The following is a 19,705-nucleotide window of genomic DNA, read 5'->3' as shown; positions in this document are numbered from 1 at the left end:
AGCGTGCCTTGCGTACCGCGCGGCGGGGGCGCCTTCAGTCCGACGATGCGGCGACGGCCTCGACGCGGGCCTGGTGGATGGCTTCGCCGATCTTCGGACCCGTCGCGCCGGCTTGCTGCGCCTGGCGCGCGACGACGTCGGTCGGAACCGCGGCCGCCGTCGCCAGCACCGAAAGCAATCGCGCACGCGGCGGGTAGGGCGCTTCTTCGTGGCCGGGCCGGCCGCGTGCGATGCATTCGCAGGCCTGCAGCGCTTCGGCAAAGCGCGCGGGCTTGCGGAACGCATCGCAGCGCTCCAGCAGGCGCACCAGCGAGGCCGCGTCGAGTTCACCGCTGCGGTGGATGTGAAGATGCTCGCGGGCCACCACTTCGGCGAGTTCGCGGATGTCGACCGGCACGCGCCAGCGGTCGCAGACCTGCTGCAGCTGCGTGACGACGCCGGGGCTTTCGTCGAGGTCGTGCACGAGGCATGCGAAGCGCACCGCCAGCGAGGCTTGCTGTCGGGCGGCCGTGTCGACGATCTTCATGCGCTGCGCGCCGGCCTCGACTTCGGGCAGCAGCACGGCCAGCGCGCCGCATTCGCGCAGCACCTCGAACATGCGCGACGGCCGCGTTTCCATCAGGCCGCGCGACAGCTCCTGCCACACGCGCTCGGCCACCAGCGCATCGACCTCGCCAGCCGCGACCATCTCGCGCATCAGCGCCATGGTCTCGGGCGCCACCGTGAAGTCGTCGAAGCGCGCGGCGAAGCGGGCCACGCGCAGGATGCGCACCGGGTCTTCGCGGAAGGCGTCGGTCACGTGGCGCAGCACCTTGTCCTGCAGGTCGCGCTGGCCATGGAAAGGGTCGGCCAGTTTTTCGGGGTCGGGTTCGAATTGGCCATCGGCACCCACCAGCTCGGCTGGCAGTGCGATGGCATTGACGGTCAGGTCGCGGCGGGCAAGGTCTTGCTCGAGCGTGACATCGGGCGCAGCATGCACGGTGAAGCCGCGGTAGCCGGGGGCGCTCTTGCGTTCGGTGCGGGCGAGTGCGTACTCCTCGCGCGTCACGGGGTGCAAGAAGACGGGGAAGTCGCGCCCCACGGGCAGGTAGCCCCGGGCCACCATTTCTTCGGGCGTGGCACCGACGACCAGCCAGTCGTGGTCGGATACGGGCCGCCCGAGCAGCCGGTCGCGGACGGCGCCGCCGACGAGAAAGATTTTCATGGCCCCAGTGTAGAGATGGGGTGCTGAGGAATTAGCCGGGGGTGAGCGATAGGGATACCCCCAACCGCTAAATAGAACGAGCGTTCGATAATATCGGCCGCAAACAGAACGAACGTTCGTTCTGTTTGCTCGAACGCAGCGCCAGCCACGGCCTCACGCTGCGTCGACGGGATTTTCAACCAAAGGAGCATTCACATCATGAAGAAAACAATGTTTGCGCTGGCCGCTCTGGGCGCATTGGCGTCTGGCAGTGCGTTTGCGCAGCAGGCCGGCGATCTGGTGATCGGCGCAGGCTGGTTCCACCTGGCGCCGCAGGATTCGAGCAAGCCGCTGACCGTGACCGCACCGGTGCAGAGCGTGCTGCCCGGCTCGGGCGCCAGCGTGAGCAACTCTGACACCCTGGGCCTCAACGCCACCTATTTCCTGGACAGCCATTGGGCGGTGGAAGGTGTGTTCGGCGTGCCGCCGAAGTTCAAGCTCAACGGCACCGGCACGCTGGCGCGCGTCGGTGAACTCGGCCAGGCCCGCCAGTGGAGCCCGACCATCCTGGGCAAGTACTTCTTCAATGACGGCAACGCCGCTTTCCGTCCGTTCGTGGGCCTGGGCGCCACCTACGTCTGGTACAGCAACGTGAACCTGACGTCGAACCTGCAGGGTGCGCTGGCCAGCCAGTTCCACCAGTCGCCGCTGTCGGTGAACACCACCGCCAAGCTCGACAGCTCGTTCGCCCCCGTGATCAACGTCGGTGCGGCCTACCAGTTCGACAAGCACTGGGGCATCTCGTTCTCGGTGTCGTACATCCCGCTGAAGACCAAGGCCAAGCTGACGACGACCTCGATCACCGGCTTCCCGGTCGCCAACAGCGAAGCCAGCCTGAAGCTGAACCCGATCGTCACCTACGTGTCGGCCACCTACCGGTTCTGATCCGGCCCTGCTCCGAAAGCCTTGCCGCCGTTCGCATTCAACGCGAGTGGCGGTAAGGCTCTTCGAATTGCAGGAAGTCTTTTTCCGCCAGTGCGCCGTCGATCCAGGCCCTGATGCCCGGCAGTGCCTGCACACGCTCGATGTAGGCCGTGATGGGCGCCGGCACCGGCAATCCGTAAGTCTTGATGCGCGTGCCGATGGGCGCGAAGTAGGCGTCGGCAATGCCGAATTCGCCGAAGAGCATCGGGCCGCCGTGCGCGTCGAGCAGGTCGGTCCACATCTGCACGATGCGCGCCAGGTCGCTGCCCACCTCGGGCTGTTCGCGCAGCAGCTTTGCGCCGACTTCGGGCAGCGAAGCCTCGATGTTCATGCCGCAGTGGCCGCGCAGGCCGCCGAAGCCGGAATGCATTTCGGCACAGACGCTGCGTGCGCGTGCGCGATCGGCCGCCTTCGCGGGCCACAGCTGCTTGTCGGGGAAGGTCTCGGCGAGGTATTCGGCGATGGCGAGCGTGTCCCAGATCACCAGGTCGCCATCCACCAGCACCGGCACCTTGGCCACGGGGTTGAGCGTGCCGATGGTGCCCTTGAACTTCGACGTGGCCTCGAAGGAGTCGAAGCGCACCATCACTTCCTCGAAGGCGATGCCGGCCTGCTTCATGAGCACCCAGGGGCGCATGGACCACGACGAGTAATTCTTGTTGCCGATATAGAGCTTGCGCATCAGGGGGCCTCCGGTTCGTTGCGGCTCAAAGCCCTGGATGCTAGCTCGGCCGCGCGTCGCCATTGATGCCGAAGCGCGCGCGAATTGATGCCCGTGAATGGCTCGATGAAGGCGCCCATTCGGCGCGCATGTGACCGCGCTTCCGGACTACGCCCCAATCACGCAACGCGAAGGACGCAAAGGCAAGCCGCCTTTTCTTACGGCAGATCCTTGCTGGGTTCCGGCTCCGCGGCATCGCGCGGGCCCACGCGGCCGAGGCGCTCCTTCAGCGACTGCGGACGGCCGCTGATGATGGCCGCGTAATTGGTGGTGTTGGCCAGCACCTTCTTCACGTAGTCGCGGGTTTCGCTGAAGGGCACGTTCTCGGCCCAGATGGCGGCCTCGATCACCGGGCCGTTGCGCCAGCTGCGCGGACGGCCGGGGCCGGCGTTGTAGGCGGCGGCGGCCAGCGCCATGGAACCATCGAAGTCGTCGAGCGCCAGCTTCAGGTAGTTGGTGCCGATGGTGATGTTGGTTTCGCGGTCGTTGATCTGGCTGGGCGAGAAGTCGGTCAGGCCGATCTTGCGGGCCGTCCAGCGCGCGGTGGCGGGCATGACCTGCATCAGGCCCGAGGCGCCGACGCCGGAGCGCGCGTCCATGATGAAGCGGCTTTCCTGACGGATCAGGCCATAGACGTAGGCCGGGTCGAGGCCGATGTCCTGCGCCTTGCGCAGCACGGTGTCGTGGAAGGGCATCGGAAAGCGCTGGTCGACGTCGACCACGCCCTTGGTGCGCTCGCTGGTGTTGATGCAGCGGTCCCACACCTCGCGCTGGCAGGCGAAGTCGGCGGCGGCCAGCAGCGCGCGGTCGTCCATGCCGCCCTTGTCGTGCAGGTTGGTGGCATAGTTCCACTCGCGCGTGCCTTCGGAGCGCAGGCCGATCGCAATGGCGTACAGGCCGCGGTTTAGTGCGAGGTTGCTGCGCGCGGTGGCTTTTTCTTCGGGGGTGAGCGGCGCGGGGCGCGTGGGCGCGACCGTGCGCTGGCCCAGTTCTTCGAGCGCCAGCATTTCGTAGAAGCCGCGCGAGCCGGCGATGCTCTGGTAGAGGTCGCGGGCCTGGGCGCGGCGCTCGTCGCCGCCGGTACCTGCCAGCGCACGGGCTTTCCAGTAGACCCAGGTGGGGTCCTGCTGCGAGGCCTCGCTCATGGCGTTGATGGCGGGCAGTACCTCTTTCCATTGGCCGGCACGCAGCGCGGCGCGCACGCGCCAGCCGAGCATGTCGTCCGACAGGTCGCTGTTCTTGGTGACGTTGGCGAAATAGGTGCCGGCCTGCGGCCAGAGCTTGGTGGCGGCCTGGCGGCCGATGGTGCCCCAGATCCAGTTGCGCTCTTCCGCCGAGAGCATCGGGCCCCACTTGTTGTCGAGCTGCGAGGCGGCCAGTTCGGGGTCGGCGATGGCGACCTTGATGAGCGCCAGCACCACCAGTTCCTTGCGCGACTTGGCGGCCACGAAGGCGCGCCCGGTCAGGAACTTGGCCGAGCTGGCATTGAGCTCCTCGAACATCGGCAAGGCGTCGGGCGCGGCGATGGTGACGGCACCACGCGCGGCCTGCGGGCGATTGGCCTCGATGGCCAGGCGGGCCTTCTTCCAGGCATCGTTGGGCGACATCAGGCGGGCCGCGACCATGCGGTCGGCGGCGGTCAGGCAGCCGTCGTCGGAATCTTTCTGGCTGAACCAGTTGCGGCGCACCTCGTCGGCCTGGGCTTGCGTGGCCGTGCCGGAGCGCAGCGTGTCGACCAGCGTGGCGTAGCAGCGCACCTGCGCGTCGTCGCCCATGCGGAAGCCCGCGATGGAGGCCGAGAAGCCGTCCCAGTCGCGGCGCTGGCCGAGCAGCAGCAGCCAGTCGTTGCGCAGGCGGTCTTCCTGATAGGTGCCGGGGTAGCGCGCGAAGAAGTTCTGCACCTCGCTCGGGTCGGCCTCTTGCAGGCGCGCCTTGAGTTCCCAGTAGGCGGCCCAAGGTTCGAGCGCATGGCCGCGTGCCTGTGGCAGCAGGGCCGTCAGGCGGGCCTTGTCGCCGCGCTGGAACGCCTGTTTCATCTGGACCAGCACGTCGTCATTGGTGTTGTTCTGAGCGGCGGCGGGTTGCTGCGAAAGCAACGCGGCGAGGGCCAGGACAGCGGAAAAAACCAAAGCGGGTGTTGCGCTGCGCGGGCGACGGCGCGTGGATGCCAAAATGCTTGGGAACTGCATCGGGGGATTATGGACAAGTCAAAGGGTGCCGACACTTCGGCAACGGCGAGTTTTCTGAAGGATCAACTGCGCAAGGCATTGGTCGAACAACGCCTGGCCATGCCCGACCGGCTGACACGCGCCGACCTGTTGCAGCGTGTCATGCGGATCTGGCTGGTCAACCGGCCCGACACCGTGATCGGCGCCTACTGGCCGATCAAGGGCGAGTTCGATCCGCTGCCTGCCCTGCATCGCTGGAAGGAAGACGGCGAACTCATCGACGAACCGCAGCGCCGTCGCATCGGACTGCCGGTGATCAACAAAGTTCACAAGACCCTGACCTTCCATGCCTGGTACCCGGGCTGCCAGATGGAAGAAGACGCCTACGGCATTCCCAAGCCCAAGGACACCGAGCTGATCGTGCCGACCCTGCTGTTCGTGCCTTGCGTGGGCTACAGCGCGGGCGGCTATCGGCTGGGCTATGGCGGCGGTTTTTACGACCGTACGCTGGCGGCGCTGGAGCCCCGGCCGTTCACGGTGGGGCTGGGCTTTACCAACGGCTTTCTCGACGACTTCGAGCCCGAAGCGCACGACATGCCGCTGGACGCGATCCTCAACGACAACGGCGTGGTCTGGCCAACGTCTTGAGCCCTCCGGCTTTTCATTTCGTGTAACTCCCCCCAAAGGGGGAGGCGCGGCCCGGCGGCGGCCGCAGAGCGCCTCAGTCGATGTTGTCGACGGTATCCGGATCGGGCACCTCGCCGATGGTCTCTCGCGTGGTGATGGCCTGGACCTGCAGCCAGTCCCAGAACGCCTTGATTTCGGGCCGCAACGCGTTGCGCGGTCCGGCGATGAGCCAGTAGGCCATCGGCGAGTCCATGCGGTGCTGCGGCAGCACCTCGACCAGGTCGCCGTTGGCCAGGCTTTCGGCGATGAGCGAGCTGCGTGCCAGCGTCACGCCTTGCCCGGTAAGCGCAGCCTGCACCATCTGGTAGGCGTAGTTGAAATAGAGCCAGCGCTTGGGCTGGGCACGCTCCAGTCCGTTCACCTCGAACCAGCGGCGCCAGGTCAGCCATTCCAGGTGCGTGCGGTGGGCGTCTCCGGCCTCGATCAGCGTGAAGCGGGTGATGTCGGCGGGCGTCTTGATCGGCGGGCTGCTCTTGAGCAGCCAGGGGCTGGCCACCGGCGTCAGCGTTTCGCCGAACAGGCGCACGGCGGTGGCCGGCATGACTTCGGGCGGGCCGTAGCGCAGGGCGATGTCGACGTCGGCGACTTCGAGGTCGACCGCCACGTCGCTGGCGTCGATGCGGATGTCGATCTCGGGGTTGTCGCGCTGGAAGGCCTCCAGCCGCGGAATGAGCCACATCGACGCGAAAGAGGCAAAAGTGGTCAGCGACACGCTCTTGCGCCCCGCGCTCTGGCGGATCTGGCGCACAGCGTTGTCGATGCGCGGCAGCGACTGCTGCACCGCCAGCAGCAGCTGCGCCCCTGCGCTCGTCAGCTCCACGGCCCGGGTGTGGCGCAGGAACAGGCCCACGCCCACTTCTTCTTCGAGCGACTGGATCTGGCGGCTGACGGCCGACTGGGTCAGCGCCATTTCTTCGGCCGCGGCGCGGAAATTCAGGTGCCGGGCCACGGCCTCGAAGGCGCGCAGGTGGCCCGCCGAGATCGGGCGGGAGCGCAGGTGGGTTTGTGAATGTTGCATGGGTATGACCAAAGGGGGCGGTTTGGCATTTGGAGCAATTGATGCGGAACCCGCATCAGTAGGCTACCTCCTTTTCATTGGACTGCCAACGCCAGAGAAACGATCATTCATTCCCGAACCGCGCCATTGCCTTCTGTTTGTCATGCGCTTCGGTCAAGCCCAGGAGTCCTCATCATGTCCACCGCCGTCTGCACCACACCATCGCTCGCTTCGCTGCCCGTTTCCGCCCGCACCACCGCCGCCATTCCGCCGGCCGTCCGTCGCGGCGCATGGCAGATCGCGCCCGGCGAGGCGATGAGCCTGAAGGCGCGCACGAACAGCGTACTGCGGGTCAAGCAGGGCCGGGTGTGGGTCACGCCCGATGCAACCCTGAAGAACCCCAGCGAAGACCTGGTGCTCGCACCCGGCGAATCGCTGACGGTGGCCGCCGGCCAACGCATCGTCATGGAAGCGTGGGACGGCTACGGCGCGACCTACGCCTGGGACCAGGCCTGATCGTCCGGATCCCTCCCATGGCAAAAAAAGCGGCTTCGGCCGCTTTTTTCGTTTTTCAGCCGTTGATGTCGAAGCTGGGCAGCAGCGCCAGGAAGTGGCCCAGGGCGGCCTTGCCGTCCAGCGCATGCACGCCAGCCATCAGGTCGGGGCCTTCGCATTCGGCCAGGCCCATGCCGAAGCCGGTGTAGCGGCGGCTTGCCAGCGGGGCTTCGTAGGCCACGCGCACGCCCACATGCCGCGGGTCTTGCGCGATGCGCTGCATCAGTTGGTCGACGGCATCGTGCGGGCCCTCCAGGTGCTGGCAGAAACGCATGCCGTCGAAGACCAGCAGGCCCGTGATGCCCAGTTCGGCGTTGCGCACCCGCGCCTGGCTGGCGATGGTGCCCACGGTGGTCGGCGGCAGGTTCTGCGCGAGCGTGCTGCAGTAAAGGACTTCGTAGAGCGGCGTGGATTCTTCTGTCATGCGTGTTGGAGGGGAGAAACGGTGCGAAGTCTAGGCAGCCCCGGGCCTCGGCGAAATGTCAAAAGACACAGGCGAAAAGCCTATAGTGGCGCGTGAAATTCGAGGACTACCCCGTGGCCGCGTCCCCTCCGCAGGGCATCAATCCCTGCGACGGTTGCGCATTGCGCCGGCTCGACGCCTTTCTTCCGGTGTCCGATGAAGAGCTCAAGACCATCCAGTCGTTTCGCACCGGCATCCGGCGTGTCGAGGCGGGTGGGTCGATCGTCGACGAGCACCGGCCGAGCCCGCAGCTCTTCACGCTCTATGCAGGGTGGGCCTTTCGCTACAAGACCCTGAGCGACGGCCGGCGGCAGATCCTGAGCTTCTTGCTGCCCGGCGACTTCATCGGCCTGCAGGACGAGTTCGCCGAAGGCCAGACCCACGGCGTCGAGGCGGTGACCGACGCCTCGCTCTGCGCCTTCTCGCGCGACCGGCTCTGGCCGCTGTTCCATGCCCAGCCCAAGCTCGGCTACGACATCACCTGGCTCGCCGCCCGCGAAGAAAAGATGGTCGACGACAACCTCGTCACCACCGGCCGCCGCAATGCCGGCGAGCGCGTGGCCATGCTGCTGATGCACCTGTACCGGCGCGCCGACCGCGTGGGCATGGTGCGCGACGGCTGGGTCGAGTTTCCGTTCAACCAGCAGCACATCGCCGATGCGCTCGGGCTTTCGCTGGTGCACACCAACAAGACGCTGCGACGGCTGCAGCGCCTGGGGCTCTACAAGCTCGATGCAGGCTGGTTGCGCATCCTGGAGCCGCATGCGCTCGAAACGCTGGGCGACTACTTCGAGCGCCCCCTGCGCCCGACGCCATTGATTTGATCTGATCTGATCTGGCGCCCGGCGCCGGCCAGTCAGCGCGCGGCCATCAGCTGGCGCAGGTCGTTCTGGTAGGCCTGCAGCCGGCGCACCGCCTGCTCGCGCTGGCTGGCGCTGGTGCCGTTGTGCATCGCCGCCGTGTTGCGGCAGCCTTCCTGAAGCAACGCCTGCTGCTGGTCGCGCCAAGGGCCGGGCGGTGGATCGGCGATGCGCTGGATGTACGCATGGAGCGCGGCGCGCGCCTCGGCCGGCGACGGCTTGTTGGCGCTGAAGCTGCGCAACAGCGCCAGCGCCTCCTGCTGGCGCTTGCGGCGCTCGGTATCCGCCAGTTGCGGGTTGAACACCGATTGCGCGACCTGCTGCTTCAACAGGTCGCGCTGCTCCGCCGTCAATCGGCCATAGAAGTCTTCGGTGCGGTCGAGGAACTGGTCGTAGCGCTTTTCCTGCACCTGGGCTGGCGTGCGGTCCAGCCACTCCTTGCGGTAGGTGGCGTTGTTCTTGGCGTACTTGCGCTCCAGTTGCTGCAACTGCGCGTCGGTCAGGCTCAGCGCGAGCTCGGTGCCGGCCTGCTCGGCACGGTCGGTCACGGCCAGCAGGCGTTCGCGGATCTGGTCGGCCATCGCACAGGCCTGCGCGGGCGTCACCTCGCCGGCCGCCAGCGTCTGCGCTTCCTGCAGCAGCGCCGCGACCCGGGGCAGCTCGTTCTGGCGGTGCCAGGCCAGCAGCTGTGCCAGCTCGTCGCGCACCTTGGGTGTCTGGGTGTCATCGAAATCGAGGTAGCCGTCGAGCCACCAGTAGCTCAGCTCGGGCAGGTTGTTGTAGGCCAGCTTGATCGCGCTGCAGGCCCCGAGGGCGGCGGCCAGCAGCAGCACGCCGATAATCCGCGCCAGTTCCGCGCAACGCATTCGGGAAGAAAAACGCATGAATCAGACTCCGCAACAAGACAACCTGGGACCGGTCGACGTCGTCATCATGGCGGCCGGCAAGGGCACGCGCATGAAAAGCAGACTGCCCAAAGTGTTGCATCGATTGGGTGGCCGCGCGCTGCTGGCGCATGTGGCCGCCACCGCCGCGCGCATCGGCGCACGCCATGTGGTGATGGTGACCGGCCACGGCGCGGCCGAGGTCGAGGCCGCGATGGCTGGCGGCATCGAGGGTTCGACGCTGCGCTTTGCCCGGCAGGAGCCGCAGCTCGGCACCGGTCACGCGGTGCAACAGGCCGCGCCGCTGCTGCCGGACGACGGCACGGTGGTCGTGCTCTCCGGCGACGTGCCGCTGATCGGCGAAGACACGCTGCGCGCCCTGATCGCCGCCAGCGCCGGCCAGCGCCTCGCACTGCTGACCATCGAATTCGACGACCCGACCGGCTACGGCCGCGTGATCCGCGCGGCGGGACAAGGCGAAGTGACGGCAGTCGTCGAGCACAAGGACGCCACCGAAGCACAGCGCGCCGTGCGCGAGATCTACAGCGGCGTGATGGCCGTTCCGGCGCGGCTGCTCAAGGGCTGGCTCGCGCGGCTGGACAACCGCAATGCGCAGGGCGAGTACTACCTGACCGATGTCGTCAAGCTGGCTTCGGCCGATGGCGTGCCGGTGGTGGCGCACATCACGACCGATGCGCTGCAGGTGGCCGGCATCAACAGCCCGGCCCAGCTCGCGGCGCTCGAGCGCGCATGGCAATTGCGCCAGGCGAATGCGCTGATGGAGCAGGGCGTGCGCCTGGCCGATCCGGCGCGCTTCGACCTGCGCGGCACGCTCGAATGCGCGACCGATGTGGAGATCGACGTCAACTGCATCTTCGAAGGCACGGTGTCGCTGGGCGAGGGCGTGCGCGTCGGTGCCAACTGCGTGATTGCCAATGCGCGCATCGAGGCCGGCGCGGTGATCCATCCGTTCACCCACATCGAAGGCGAGAAGGCCGGCGTGACGGTCGGCGAAGGGGCGCTCATCGGCCCCTTCGCGCGGCTGCGGCCGGGTGCGCAGCTCGGCGCCGAGGTGCACATCGGCAACTTCGTCGAGGTCAAGAACTCGACGCTCGCGGCCGGCGCCAAGGCCAACCACCTGGCCTACCTGGGCGATGCCACCGTGGGCGAGCGCGTCAACTACGGCGCGGGCAGCATCACTGCCAACTACGACGGTGCCAACAAGCACCGCACGGTGATCGAAGCCGACGTGCACGTGGGCAGCAACTGCGTGCTGGTGGCGCCGATCACGCTCGGCGCGGGCGGCACCATCGGTGGCGGCTCGACGATCAACAAGTCGACCGAACCCGGTGCGCTGACCGTGGCGCGCAGCAAGCCGGTGAGCTTCCCCAACTGGAAGCGGCCGCAGAAGAAACCCAAGGCCTGAAAAAAGGCCTCAGCCCAGCGGTAGCCTGGGCTCGAACTTGGCGCGCTTGAGGCTGAAGAACGCCTTGACGTTGCGCACATTCGCATCGGCCGTGAACAGGCGCTGCGTGAGCGCGGCGTAGTCCGGCATGTCGCGCGCCGCCACCACCAGCACGAAGTCTGGCCCCGGCGACACGCGCCAGCATTGCTGCACCGCGTCGTCGGCGATCACGCGGGTCTCGAAGGCATCGAGCGAGCCCGTGTCCTGCCGGTCCAGCGAGATTTCGATCACGGCCTGCAGGCCGTGACCCAATGCCGTGGCCAGCCGGCCGGGCGAGAGCAGCGCGACCTGGCGCTCGATCAATCCTTCTTCGCGCAAGCGCTGCACCCGGCGCAGGCAGGTGGGCGGCGAAATGCCGACCTCGGCGGCCAGGCGCTGGTTGGTCTGTGACGCATCGCGCTGAAGCGCGTCCAGCAGCCGAAGGTCGATTGAATCCAGGGATATTGATTCCATATTCAATGAAATTATGGAAGAAAAATCCAAATCACCAAACTCAAGGAATAAAAGTCCAAATCTATTGAGATTTTGAATACATATTTCTTTGATGCCTTCCTACCATCGAGTCCTTCTTCATTCAAAGGCAGATCACCATGTGCGGCATCGTCGGGGCAGCGTCCCATCGCAACATCGTTCCGGTCCTGGTCCAGGGCCTTCAGCGGCTCGAATACCGCGGCTATGACTCGTGCGGCGTGGCGGTGCATGCCGGCGGCCTGACGCGGGCGCGCACCACCTCCCGCGTGGCCGACCTCGTCGCCCAGGTGCGCGACGACAAGGTCGAGGGCCTGACCGGCATCGCCCACACGCGCTGGGCCACGCACGGCGCGCCGGCGGTGCACAACGCGCACCCGCACTTCAGCCACGGCCCCGGCGCCGATGCGCAGGGCGCACGCCCCGGCCGCATCGCGCTCGTGCACAACGGCATCATCGAAAACCACGAAACCCTGCGCGCCGCGCTCGAGGCCAAGGGCTACGTGTTCGAGAGCCAGACCGACACCGAGGTCATCGCCCACCTCGTCGACAGCCTCTACGACGGCGACCTGTTCGAGGCCGTGAAGGCCGCGGTGCTGCAACTGCACGGTGCCTACGCCATTGCCGTGATCTGCCGCGACGAGCCGCAGCGCGTGGTCGGCGCGCGCGCCGGCTCGCCGCTGATCCTCGGCGCGGGCAAGGACGGCGCAGAGAACTTCCTGGCCAGCGACGCGATGGCCCTGGCCGGCGTGACCGACCAGATCATCTATCTGGAAGAAGGCGACGTGGTCGACGTGCAACCGGGCAAGTACTGGATCGTCGACAAGAGCCACAAGCCCGTCACCCGACAGGTGCGCACCGTGCACGCGCACAGCGGCGCGGCCGAACTCGGCCCGTACCGCCACTACATGCAAAAGGAGATCTTCGAGCAGCCGCGCGCCATCGGCGACACGCTCGAAGGCGTGGAAGGCATCGTGCCCGAGCTGTTCGACGGCGTGGGGCAAGACGGCGCGACCGGCGCGAGCGCGCACCGCGTGTTCCAGGACATCGACAAGATCCTCATCCTGGCCTGCGGCACCAGCTACTACAGCGGCTGCACCGCCAAGTACTGGCTCGAAGGCATCGCGAAGATTTCCACGCAGGTCGAGATCGCGAGCGAGTACCGCTACCGCGACTCCGTGCCCGACCCGAAGACGTTGGTCGTCACCATCAGCCAGTCCGGCGAAACCGCCGACACGCTGGCTGCGCTCAAACATGCGCGTTCGCTCGGCATGGAGCAGACCCTGACCATCTGCAACGTCGCCACCAGCGCGATGGTGCGCGAGTGCAAGCTGGCGTACATCACGCGCGCCGGCGTCGAGATTGGCGTGGCATCGACCAAGGCCTTCACCACGCAACTGGCCGGGCTGTTCCTGCTCACGCTTGCCATCGCGCAGGCCAAGGGCCGCCTGAGCGACGCCGACGAAGCGCGCTACCTGAAGGAAATGCGCCACCTGCCCGTCGCGCTGCAATCGGTGCTCGCGCTCGAGCCGCAGATCATCGGCTGGGCCGAAGACTTCGCGCGCAAGGACAACGCGCTGTTCCTCGGCCGCGGCCTGCACTACCCGATCGCGCTCGAAGGCGCGCTCAAGCTCAAGGAAGTGACCTACATCCACGCTGAGGCTTATGCGGCCGGCGAACTCAAGCACGGCCCGCTCGCGCTGGTCACGAGCGAGATGCCCGTGGTGGCTGTGGCGCCGAACGACGCGCTGCTCGAGAAGCTCAAGAGCAACCTGCAGGAAGTGCGCGCGCGCGGCGGCGTGCTGTACGTGCTGGCCGACGGCGACACGAAGATCAAGAGCAGCGAAGGCCTGCACGTGATCCGCATGCCCGAGCACTACGGCGCGCTCTCGCCGATCCTGCACGTGGTGCCACTGCAGCTGCTGGCGTATCACACGGCGTGCGCGCGCGGGACCGATGTGGACAAGCCGCGCAATCTTGCGAAGAGCGTGACGGTGGAGTGAGGCGGCGGAAGCGCGGTAACATTTAGACATGATCCGCCGCTCCACCCCGATCGGACCATCACGAGAACGTCGGCAACCCAGGGTGTCACCGCAAATGGAGCATCCGCATGTGGAGCATCCTGGCCGACCTTTTCATCGGCTTCTTCGATTTCGTGCTTGATGTCGTGCTGTTCAGGGGCCTGCGCCGCAAGCACGGCAGCCGCGATCGCAGCGTTGCCGAAGACACGTACGAGGTCGCACGCTTCGACTTCATCACGATGACTTTCATCGCACTGGTCAGCGCCGGACTGATGCTGTTCCTGACATTCGGATTGGGTCTCTCGGCGGGCTGGAGCGTGGGAATCGGCATCGCCGTGGGAGCCATCTGGGGCATCTGGCGATACGTCCAACTGGTTCGCGAGTGATGGGCGCTTTGGGGCACTGACCCCGCCGCGGATCAAGCCAGCTTTCGCCGGCGGCATGGGCTCCGCGAATCGCCCCGGTTTCTCTCGCTATTCCGCGTGTGGCAGAACGTCCCGCAACGCCACCGCCTCGCGCGCAAACTGCTCGATCAGAAAGTCCAGCAACGCCCGAACGCGCGGCGCCATGTACCGGGTGTTGTGCCGAATGGCGTAGACACCCGGTTCGCGTGCCACGTATTCAGGCAGCAGGATTCGAAGCCTGCCGGCGCGGACATCTTCAGCCGCATCCCAGATCGTCTTGCGTGCGATACCGCGCCCTGCCAGCGTCCAGGTGCGCACGAGGCCACCATCGTTGCTTTCCCATGCATCGGCCATCGGGACCGTGTATTGCCAGGTCTGCTCGCCTTTGGCGAAGTGGAATTCGTTGAGAGGTCCTGAGCCCGTGACCAACACGATGAAGCGGTGGTGTTCGAGGTCTTCCGGCGTGCTCGGCGCGCCGTGGCGTTCCACATACTCGGGCGAGGCGCACAGCACACGGCAGTTGGGTGCCAGGCGCCGCGCAACCAGGGCACTGTTCTCGGGTTCTCCGAAGCGGATCGCCAGGTCGACCTTGTCCTGATGAAGATTCGACAGGGAGTCGGTCAGCGTCAATGAAACCCTGACCTCCGGGTGTGCATCGATGAAGGCATCGAGCCATCGATCGAGCAGATGCCGACCGAAGTCCGTCGACGCGGAAATGCGGAGCTTGCCCCGCACAACGCCTTGGCCGGCCTGCAATTCGGCTTGCGCATCGTCGATGATCTTCAGCGCGGCGGTGCAGTGCGCGAGGTAGGTGTGCCCTTCATCCGTCAGTTGCAACTGCCGCGAGGTGCGATCGAACAGCTTGGCAAGCAACGCGGCCTCAAGCCTTGCCAGCCGCGCGCTGGCTGCTGCCGGCGACAGTCCCAGTTTGCGGCCGGCCGCAGACAGGCTGCCTGCCGACGCAGCCTCGGCAAAGAGCCGCATGTCACCCAGACGATCGGTCGCCATCTTTCATGCAAGGTTGAAGATGGTTCAAGTTTGACATCAATTCTCAAAAGCGACGCGCATCGACAGACTGGCGCTTGTCGTCCTCGCGAAGGACTCATGACAAGAGGCTACGCCACATATGACCCAACCTGCCGATGCCCGGCCCAGCGCATTCCGTCCACATGAACCAGACCGAGCCGACCGGCTCCCCCTCGCCGCGCTGCTCGCGCTGACGTTGACCAGCTTCGTCGCGACGGCCAACGAGACGGTGCCCGCGGGACTGCTGCCGCAGATCGCGCACGGCCTCGGCGTGTCACAGGGGTGGGCGGGGCAGTTCACTACGCTCTGTGCACTGGGCGCGGGGCTGGCCGCGATTCCGTTCACGGCGCTCACGCGCGGATGGGCCAGGCGCAAGGTCTTGTTGTTTGCGCTGGGAGGATTCTGCGTCTGCAATGCCGTCACGGCGCTCTCGTCCAACTTCGCATTGACGCTCGTCGTGCGCTTCGTCGTCGGGCTGGCCACCGGCCTTGCCTGGAGCGAGCTGGCGACCTACGCGCGGCGGCTCGTGCCGGCACCGTCGCAGGGACGCGCGCTTGCGGTGGTCATGATCGGCGTACCGTTGGCCTTGTCGCTGGGCGTGCCATTGGCCGCCTGGCTCGGTCGCATGGTCGGTTGGCGCTGGATATTCGGCGGCATGTCGGGGGCCGCGCTGATGCTGATGGCCTGGGTCCTGGCGGCGGTTCCCGATTTTCCGGGGCAGGCCACCAGGCGGCGCGCGAACCCTCGTCAGGTCTTGATGACGCCCGGCGTGCGGCCCGTGCTGCTGGTCGTCATGCTCTGGATTCTTGCGCACTACCTGCTCTACACCTACATCGCGCCCTTTCTCGCTTCCGTCGGGCTGGCCGAGCAACTTGACATGGTGTTGCTGGTTTTCGGCCTGTGCACCATGGCAGGGCTGTGGGCCATCGGCTGGCTGGTCGACCGATATCCGCGCGCACTGCTGCTTGTTTCCCTGGGCGTGTTTGCGGTGGTTGGCGCGGTCTTCGGCTTCTGCGGCGCGTCAGCCACTGCGATGTTCGTCGGCGTCGTGCTGTGGGGGTTCAGCTTCAGCGGCGCGCCGACGTTGCTGCAAACCGCATTGGCCGACACGGCGGGGAAAGACGCAGACGTTGCGCAATCGATGCTGGTCACGGTCTTCAATCTGTCGTTCGCAAGCAGCGGGCTGCTTGGCGGCGTGCTGCTGGAGACGGTGGGCAGCTCCGTGTTCCCGTGGGTCCTGGCCGCGCTGGCATGCATTGGATGGCTCATCGCGTGGCATTGCCGAAGCCATGGGTTTCCGCCCGGTCACCGTCGGGTTGCAAGGGATTGACTGGGCCCTTCCATCATTGACTGCAGAGAACAGGGGCGCAGTCCTGGATGGAAACTACGGCACCGTCCGGGCCGGTTCCTAGCGGCGATCGACAGCAACGGGCAGCACCGCATCCACAAGCCGCTTCAGGTGCGCGGCAGTGACCGGTTCCCGCAGATGGAGGACGCGCAGATAGACGGCGCCGACAAGGCTTTCGATGATGTCCTGCGGGTTCTTGCCGGCGGGCCATTCCCCTCGCAGGCTGGCGCGGTCGAACACCTCGCGCACCGAGGCGAAGCGCTTGGCCCACTGTTGCCGCACCTCTTGCGTCATTTCGCTCTCGCGCGGCAGCGCCATCGCGAATTGCGTGGCGGCCCAGCCGATCGGACTGCTGAGCTGCCGCACGGCACCCGACAGCAGGTTGACCAGATCCTCGCGCAGGCTTCCTCGATCCGGAATGGGAATGTCCTGCGCGAACAGCGCGAATGTGGCCTCGAGGATCAGGCCGTCGCGTGATTTCCAGCGGCGGTAGATCGAGGTCTCGTGCACGCCCGAACGCGCGGCGACCGCAGCGACGGAAAAGCCGTCGTAACCGTGCTCCTTGAGCTCGTCCATCGTGGCCCCGAGCACCGCGGCCTGCACGCGTGCGCTGCGGCCACCGGTTCGGCGGCGTGGCTCCGGCACGTCTTCTTCTGGCTGTTTCTTCATGGTTGCCGATGGTAGTGAAAAGAACATCGACTGTTAATGCATGTCGACTTGCTTTAGTAGGGCAAACCACTAATGCAAGTTGACTTGCGTTAAATATGATCCGCAGACCATCACGCAAGGAGCAGTCATGCAAATCGATTGGGATGTCGAGATCCCCATGGACGACGGGTCGGTCGTTCGCGCGGACGTCTTTCGGCCGGCAGGTGAAGGGCGTCACCCCGTGCTCATGTCCTACGGGCCGTATGCGAAAGGGCTTCCGTTTCAGGACGGTTATCCAGTCCAGTGGCACTCGCTGGTCGCGGCGCACCCGGAAATCCTGAAAGGAAGCTCCGGCCGTTATGCGAACTGGGAAACAGCGGACCCCGAACGCTGGGTGCCGCTGGGCTACATCTGCATCCGTGTGGATTCACGCGGTGCCGGTCGTTCACCCGGCGTGATCGATCCCTTCTCTCCACGCGAGGCAAAGGACTTTCACGATTGCATCGAGTGGGCGGCCGGCCAGCCCTGGAGCAACGGAAAGATCGGCCTGGCCGGCGTGTCGTACTACGCCGCCACGCAGTGGATGGTGGCGGCCACGCGGCCTGCGCATCTTGCGGCGATCTGTCCTTTCGAAGGCTTCTCGGATTACTACCGGGATGCCTGCAGGCACGGCGGCATCCTCAACACCTTCATGAAGGTCTGGTATCCGCAACAGGTCGAAAACGTGCAGCACGGCCTGGGCACGCGGGGCCGCATCAACCCCAACACGGGCGTGCCGATCTCCGGCCCCGCGGAACTCGGCGACGAAGAGATGCGCGCCAACCGCGTCGACATCTCGGCCTTGCACCTGCGCTCGGAACGCATCACGGACAGCTACTACGACGGGCGCCGCGCGGACCTGGCCGCGATCGAAGTGCCGGTGCTCTCTTGCGGCAACTGGGGCGGCCACGGCCTGCACCTGCGCGGCAACGTCGAAGGCTACCTGGGCGCGGGCTCGGCTCAGAAGTGGCTCGAGCTGCATGGCCTGGAGCACTGGACCGAGTTCTATACGGACTACGGCGTCGCGCTGCAGAAGCGCTTCTTCGACCACTTCCTCAAGGGCGAAGACAACGGCTGGGATCGCGAGCCTCCGCTGAAGCTCCAGATACGGCATGCCGACAAGTTCGTCGAGCGCGCCGAGCACGAATGGCCCCTGGCCCGCACCGAGTGGACGCGTCTGTACCTGGATGCGGGTCAGCAGGCCCTGCAACCCGCACCCGCATCCACGGCATCGCATGCTGTGTTCGACGGGATGAAGGGCACGGTGAGCTTCAGCACCGTGCCCTTCGAGCACGACGTGGAAATGACCGGCCCGCTGGCTGCGACGCTCCACATCGCCTCGACGGCCAGCGATGCGGACCTGTTCGTGACCGTGCGTGCATTCGCCCCCGATGGCAAGGAGCATCTGGTCGTGGGCGCGGTGGACCCGCGTGCGCCATTGGCGCAAGGCTGGCTGCGCGCGTCGCATCGCAAGCTCGACCCGCAGGCATCCAGGCCCTACCGGCCGGTGCATGCACACGACACCATCGAACCGCTGGCGCCTGGCAGCGTGTACGAGCTTCAGGTCGAAATCTGGCCGCTCTGCTTCGTGTTTCCGAAGGGCTACCGATTGGTGCTGACGGTGGGAAGCTCGGACTTCGAACACGACCTGCCCGGTCCGCATCCGCAGATCTACGGCAAGGAAATGCGTGGCTGTTCCGTGCTGCTGCACGACCACGAGGGCGACCGCACGGCCGAGCGGTTCGCGGGGCAGACGACGCTGTACACGGGCGGCCCGTACGCGTCGTCGCTGCTGCTGCCCGTCATCCCGGCCGCGCGCTGAACGGCGGCCGAGAGTCGCGAAGGCCTGCCCGGCCTATCCGCAAGACGCGCGAACGATCTTGCCGGTGTTCCGGTCGGTCTCGATCGTCACGCGCTCGCGCCGGTAGTCCATCGTCACGCCTTGTCCCGGCTGGATCTGGCGCACGATGGACGCACCGGTCGCCTGCCGTGCGTCGGCATCGGCGATGCGGTTCTTGCCCGTCAGGGCCGCGGCGGCGTCTTGCCGGCAGAGGGAGGGCGCGCCGGCATCGGGTGCCGGCTGCTGCGTGCCGCAGCCGGCGATCAACACAACGGCCAGTGCCACCGCGCTGCCCGGCATCAGTTGGGGGTTGAAGTTCAAGGCAAGTCCTTTCCTGGAAATTGGAAGTACGAGGCGTCCTGTGGGTGAGGGTGGCGAACCAGCGCCCGACTTGATTGAACCATGGTGCCCGGGCTTCAACCGAATCCCCGGCACTCGCCGGCAGGTCGTCAGCGCGTCGCGCGCGACCAGGCTTCGTACAGGTCTTCACCCTCATCGCGCGCGGGCAGCCATCGTACGGGCATCTCGCGCTGCTCGATCGGCCGCGCGATCTCCAGGTAGCCGCGCTCGGCCGAGAGGTCATGCGGCTCGCCGTCTTCGTTGGAGTAGGCGTAGTAGACCTCCTTCACGCCGGCCAGGTACATGGCCGTGAGGCACATGGGGCACGGGTAGCCGCTGGCGTACACCACGCTGCCCGACAGGTCGGTGCCGCCCTGCGTCCTGGCGGCGATGCGAACGGCCTGCATCTCGGCGTGGGCCGTGGGGTCGCACAGGGCATCGACCTCGTTGACCGCATTGGCCAGCACCTTGCCGTCGCGCACCAGCACGGCGCCGAAGGGCCAGGTCTTGCGCTCGCGCACGTTCCGCATGGCCAGGCGGATGGCATCGACCATGTATTTTTCTGCGTTGGGATCGGGGTGGGTCGTCATCGGTCGGAACTCCTG

The 19,705-nt window shown here is 66.5% G+C and carries 20 protein-coding genes; 9 read left to right on the top strand and 11 right to left on the bottom strand.

Annotated elements, in window-relative coordinates; translation table 11 throughout:
* Nucleotides 1-34 precede the first annotated feature (34 nt).
* Entirely contained in the window at nt 35-1,204 is a 1,170-nt protein-coding gene (locus ACGLHS_RS17775; RefSeq protein ID WP_394481790.1) for a multifunctional CCA addition/repair protein, read from the bottom strand.
* A gap of 198 nt (nt 1,205-1,402) precedes the next feature.
* Here ACGLHS_RS17775 and ACGLHS_RS17770 point away from each other — a divergent pair, with 198 nt between their 5' ends.
* Nucleotides 1,403-2,128 (top strand): OmpW family protein, encoded by a 726-nt coding sequence (locus ACGLHS_RS17770; protein ID WP_093245098.1) that lies wholly within the window; start codon nt 1,403-1,405, stop codon nt 2,126-2,128.
* 37 nt (nt 2,129-2,165) lie between these two features.
* Here the strand turns inward: ACGLHS_RS17770 and ACGLHS_RS17765 are convergent, their stop codons facing one another.
* Both ACGLHS_RS17765 and ACGLHS_RS17760 read right to left on the bottom strand, forming a co-directional pair.
* On the bottom strand, nt 2,166-2,849 hold the full coding sequence (locus ACGLHS_RS17765; RefSeq protein ID WP_394481787.1) for a glutathione S-transferase family protein: 684 nt from the start codon (nt 2,847-2,849) through the stop codon (nt 2,166-2,168).
* 197 nt (nt 2,850-3,046) lie between these two features.
* Entirely contained in the window at nt 3,047-5,077 is a 2,031-nt protein-coding gene (locus tag ACGLHS_RS17760; RefSeq protein WP_093245103.1) for a lytic transglycosylase domain-containing protein, read from the bottom strand.
* A gap of 9 nt (nt 5,078-5,086) precedes the next feature.
* Between ACGLHS_RS17760 and ACGLHS_RS17755 the strand changes: the two genes are divergently transcribed.
* Nucleotides 5,087-5,704 (top strand): 5-formyltetrahydrofolate cyclo-ligase, encoded by a 618-nt coding sequence (locus tag ACGLHS_RS17755; RefSeq protein WP_093245105.1) that lies wholly within the window; start codon nt 5,087-5,089, stop codon nt 5,702-5,704.
* Nucleotides 5,705-5,777: 73 nt separating this feature from the next.
* Here ACGLHS_RS17755 and ACGLHS_RS17750 read toward each other — a convergent pair whose 3' ends face one another.
* Nucleotides 5,778-6,761: a LysR substrate-binding domain-containing protein gene (locus ACGLHS_RS17750; RefSeq protein WP_093245108.1), complete on the bottom strand. Its 984-nt coding sequence runs from the start codon at nt 6,759-6,761 to the stop codon at nt 5,778-5,780.
* Nucleotides 6,762-6,935: 174 nt separating this feature from the next.
* Between ACGLHS_RS17750 and ACGLHS_RS17745 the strand changes: the two genes are divergently transcribed.
* Nucleotides 6,936-7,256, top strand: coding sequence for a DUF2917 domain-containing protein (locus ACGLHS_RS17745; RefSeq protein ID WP_394481783.1), 321 nt, complete (start codon nt 6,936-6,938; stop codon nt 7,254-7,256).
* Nucleotides 7,257-7,311: 55 nt separating this feature from the next.
* On the opposite strand, the gene ACGLHS_RS17740 is transcribed toward ACGLHS_RS17745, so the two are convergent.
* Complete coding sequence (locus ACGLHS_RS17740) at nt 7,312-7,719, bottom strand: BLUF domain-containing protein (protein ID WP_394481781.1); 408 nt, start codon at nt 7,717-7,719, stop codon at nt 7,312-7,314.
* Between the two features lie 113 nt (nt 7,720-7,832).
* Between ACGLHS_RS17740 and ACGLHS_RS17735 the strand changes: the two genes are divergently transcribed.
* Complete coding sequence (locus tag ACGLHS_RS17735; RefSeq protein ID WP_394481777.1) at nt 7,833-8,582, top strand: Crp/Fnr family transcriptional regulator; 750 nt, start codon at nt 7,833-7,835, stop codon at nt 8,580-8,582.
* 32 nt (nt 8,583-8,614) lie between these two features.
* Here the strand turns inward: ACGLHS_RS17735 and ACGLHS_RS17730 are convergent, their stop codons facing one another.
* A complete protein-coding gene (locus ACGLHS_RS17730; protein ID WP_394481775.1) occupies nt 8,615-9,502 on the bottom strand; it encodes a DUF6279 family lipoprotein in 888 nt (295 codons plus the stop codon).
* Here ACGLHS_RS17730 and glmU point away from each other — a divergent pair.
* Nucleotides 9,501-10,928: a bifunctional UDP-N-acetylglucosamine diphosphorylase/glucosamine-1-phosphate N-acetyltransferase GlmU gene (glmU, locus tag ACGLHS_RS17725; protein WP_394481773.1), complete on the top strand. Its 1,428-nt coding sequence runs from the start codon at nt 9,501-9,503 to the stop codon at nt 10,926-10,928. The two genes, ACGLHS_RS17730 and glmU, sit on opposite strands and share 2 nt — an antisense overlap.
* Before the next feature lie 9 nt (nt 10,929-10,937).
* On the opposite strand, the gene ACGLHS_RS17720 is transcribed toward glmU, so the two are convergent.
* On the bottom strand, nt 10,938-11,420 hold the full coding sequence (locus tag ACGLHS_RS17720; protein WP_394481771.1) for an Lrp/AsnC family transcriptional regulator: 483 nt from the start codon (nt 11,418-11,420) through the stop codon (nt 10,938-10,940).
* A 137-nt stretch (nt 11,421-11,557) separates the two neighbouring features.
* Between ACGLHS_RS17720 and glmS the strand changes: the two genes are divergently transcribed.
* Together glmS and ACGLHS_RS17710 are read left to right on the top strand one after the other, a co-directional pair.
* Nucleotides 11,558-13,438 carry a glutamine--fructose-6-phosphate transaminase (isomerizing) gene (gene glmS, locus ACGLHS_RS17715; RefSeq protein WP_394481769.1) on the top strand — a complete coding sequence of 627 codons (1,881 nt, stop codon included), beginning with the start codon at nt 11,558-11,560 and terminating at the stop codon, nt 13,436-13,438.
* Nucleotides 13,439-13,545: 107 nt separating this feature from the next.
* Nucleotides 13,546-13,842 (top strand): hypothetical protein, encoded by a 297-nt coding sequence (locus tag ACGLHS_RS17710; protein WP_394481767.1) that lies wholly within the window; start codon nt 13,546-13,548, stop codon nt 13,840-13,842.
* A gap of 87 nt (nt 13,843-13,929) precedes the next feature.
* Here the strand turns inward: ACGLHS_RS17710 and ACGLHS_RS17705 are convergent, their stop codons facing one another.
* Nucleotides 13,930-14,868, bottom strand: coding sequence for a substrate binding domain-containing protein (locus tag ACGLHS_RS17705; RefSeq protein ID WP_394481765.1), 939 nt, complete (start codon nt 14,866-14,868; stop codon nt 13,930-13,932).
* A gap of 118 nt (nt 14,869-14,986) precedes the next feature.
* On the opposite strand from ACGLHS_RS17705, the gene ACGLHS_RS17700 reads away from it, so the two are divergent.
* Nucleotides 14,987-16,216 carry an MFS transporter gene (locus ACGLHS_RS17700; protein ID WP_394481763.1) on the top strand — a complete coding sequence of 410 codons (1,230 nt, stop codon included), beginning with the start codon at nt 14,987-14,989 and terminating at the stop codon, nt 16,214-16,216.
* A 78-nt stretch (nt 16,217-16,294) separates the two neighbouring features.
* Here the strand turns inward: ACGLHS_RS17700 and ACGLHS_RS17695 are convergent, their stop codons facing one another.
* Nucleotides 16,295-16,903 (bottom strand): TetR/AcrR family transcriptional regulator, encoded by a 609-nt coding sequence (locus ACGLHS_RS17695; protein WP_394481761.1) that lies wholly within the window; start codon nt 16,901-16,903, stop codon nt 16,295-16,297.
* Nucleotides 16,904-17,030: 127 nt separating this feature from the next.
* Here ACGLHS_RS17695 and ACGLHS_RS17690 point away from each other — a divergent pair, with 127 nt between their 5' ends.
* On the top strand, nt 17,031-18,743 hold the full coding sequence (locus ACGLHS_RS17690) for a CocE/NonD family hydrolase (RefSeq protein WP_394481759.1): 1,713 nt from the start codon (nt 17,031-17,033) through the stop codon (nt 18,741-18,743).
* A 33-nt stretch (nt 18,744-18,776) separates the two neighbouring features.
* Here ACGLHS_RS17690 and ACGLHS_RS17685 read toward each other — a convergent pair whose 3' ends face one another.
* Together ACGLHS_RS17685 and ACGLHS_RS17680 are read right to left on the bottom strand one after the other, a co-directional pair.
* Nucleotides 18,777-19,082 (bottom strand): I78 family peptidase inhibitor, encoded by a 306-nt coding sequence (locus ACGLHS_RS17685; RefSeq protein WP_394481757.1) that lies wholly within the window; start codon nt 19,080-19,082, stop codon nt 18,777-18,779.
* Between the two features lie 128 nt (nt 19,083-19,210).
* A complete protein-coding gene (locus ACGLHS_RS17680) occupies nt 19,211-19,690 on the bottom strand; it encodes a nucleoside deaminase (RefSeq protein ID WP_093245137.1) in 480 nt (159 codons plus the stop codon).
* Between the last annotated feature and the right edge of the window lie 15 nt (nt 19,691-19,705).

This window comes from Variovorax sp. VaC1, assembly GCF_043658315.1.
Classification (GTDB): Bacteria; Pseudomonadota; Gammaproteobacteria; order Burkholderiales; family Burkholderiaceae_C; genus Variovorax.
Note: the sequence above shows the minus strand (reverse complement) of the source record. Positions and strands in the feature narration are given on the sequence as shown.

What these genes read in the sequence shown, in the direction of transcription:
- ACGLHS_RS17775 (WP_394481790.1), bottom strand. Translation starts at nt 1,204, where the DNA reads ATGAAAATCTTTCTCGTCGGCGGCGCCGTCCGCGACCGGCTGCTCGGG.
- ACGLHS_RS17770 (WP_093245098.1), top strand. Translation starts at nt 1,403, where the DNA reads ATGAAGAAAACAATGTTTGCGCTGGCCGCTCTGGGCGCATTGGCGTCT.
- ACGLHS_RS17765 (WP_394481787.1), bottom strand. Translation starts at nt 2,849, where the DNA reads ATGCGCAAGCTCTATATCGGCAACAAGAATTACTCGTCGTGGTCCATG.
- ACGLHS_RS17760 (WP_093245103.1), bottom strand. Translation starts at nt 5,077, where the DNA reads ATGCAGTTCCCAAGCATTTTGGCATCCACGCGCCGTCGCCCGCGCAGC.
- ACGLHS_RS17755 (WP_093245105.1), top strand. Translation starts at nt 5,087, where the DNA reads ATGGACAAGTCAAAGGGTGCCGACACTTCGGCAACGGCGAGTTTTCTG.
- ACGLHS_RS17750 (WP_093245108.1), bottom strand. Translation starts at nt 6,761, where the DNA reads ATGCAACATTCACAAACCCACCTGCGCTCCCGCCCGATCTCGGCGGGC.
- ACGLHS_RS17745 (WP_394481783.1), top strand. Translation starts at nt 6,936, where the DNA reads ATGTCCACCGCCGTCTGCACCACACCATCGCTCGCTTCGCTGCCCGTT.
- ACGLHS_RS17740 (WP_394481781.1), bottom strand. Translation starts at nt 7,719, where the DNA reads ATGACAGAAGAATCCACGCCGCTCTACGAAGTCCTTTACTGCAGCACG.
- glmU (WP_394481773.1), top strand. Translation starts at nt 9,501, where the DNA reads ATGAATCAGACTCCGCAACAAGACAACCTGGGACCGGTCGACGTCGTC.
- ACGLHS_RS17730 (WP_394481775.1), bottom strand. Translation starts at nt 9,502, where the DNA reads ATGCGTTTTTCTTCCCGAATGCGTTGCGCGGAACTGGCGCGGATTATC.
- ACGLHS_RS17720 (WP_394481771.1), bottom strand. Translation starts at nt 11,420, where the DNA reads ATGGAATCAATATCCCTGGATTCAATCGACCTTCGGCTGCTGGACGCG.
- glmS (WP_394481769.1), top strand. Translation starts at nt 11,558, where the DNA reads ATGTGCGGCATCGTCGGGGCAGCGTCCCATCGCAACATCGTTCCGGTC.
- ACGLHS_RS17710 (WP_394481767.1), top strand. Translation starts at nt 13,546, where the DNA reads ATGTGGAGCATCCTGGCCGACCTTTTCATCGGCTTCTTCGATTTCGTG.
- ACGLHS_RS17705 (WP_394481765.1), bottom strand. Translation starts at nt 14,868, where the DNA reads ATGGCGACCGATCGTCTGGGTGACATGCGGCTCTTTGCCGAGGCTGCG.
- ACGLHS_RS17700 (WP_394481763.1), top strand. Translation starts at nt 14,987, where the DNA reads ATGACCCAACCTGCCGATGCCCGGCCCAGCGCATTCCGTCCACATGAA.
- ACGLHS_RS17695 (WP_394481761.1), bottom strand. Translation starts at nt 16,903, where the DNA reads ATGAAGAAACAGCCAGAAGAAGACGTGCCGGAGCCACGCCGCCGAACC.
- ACGLHS_RS17690 (WP_394481759.1), top strand. Translation starts at nt 17,031, where the DNA reads ATGCAAATCGATTGGGATGTCGAGATCCCCATGGACGACGGGTCGGTC.
- ACGLHS_RS17680 (WP_093245137.1), bottom strand. Translation starts at nt 19,690, where the DNA reads ATGACGACCCACCCCGATCCCAACGCAGAAAAATACATGGTCGATGCC.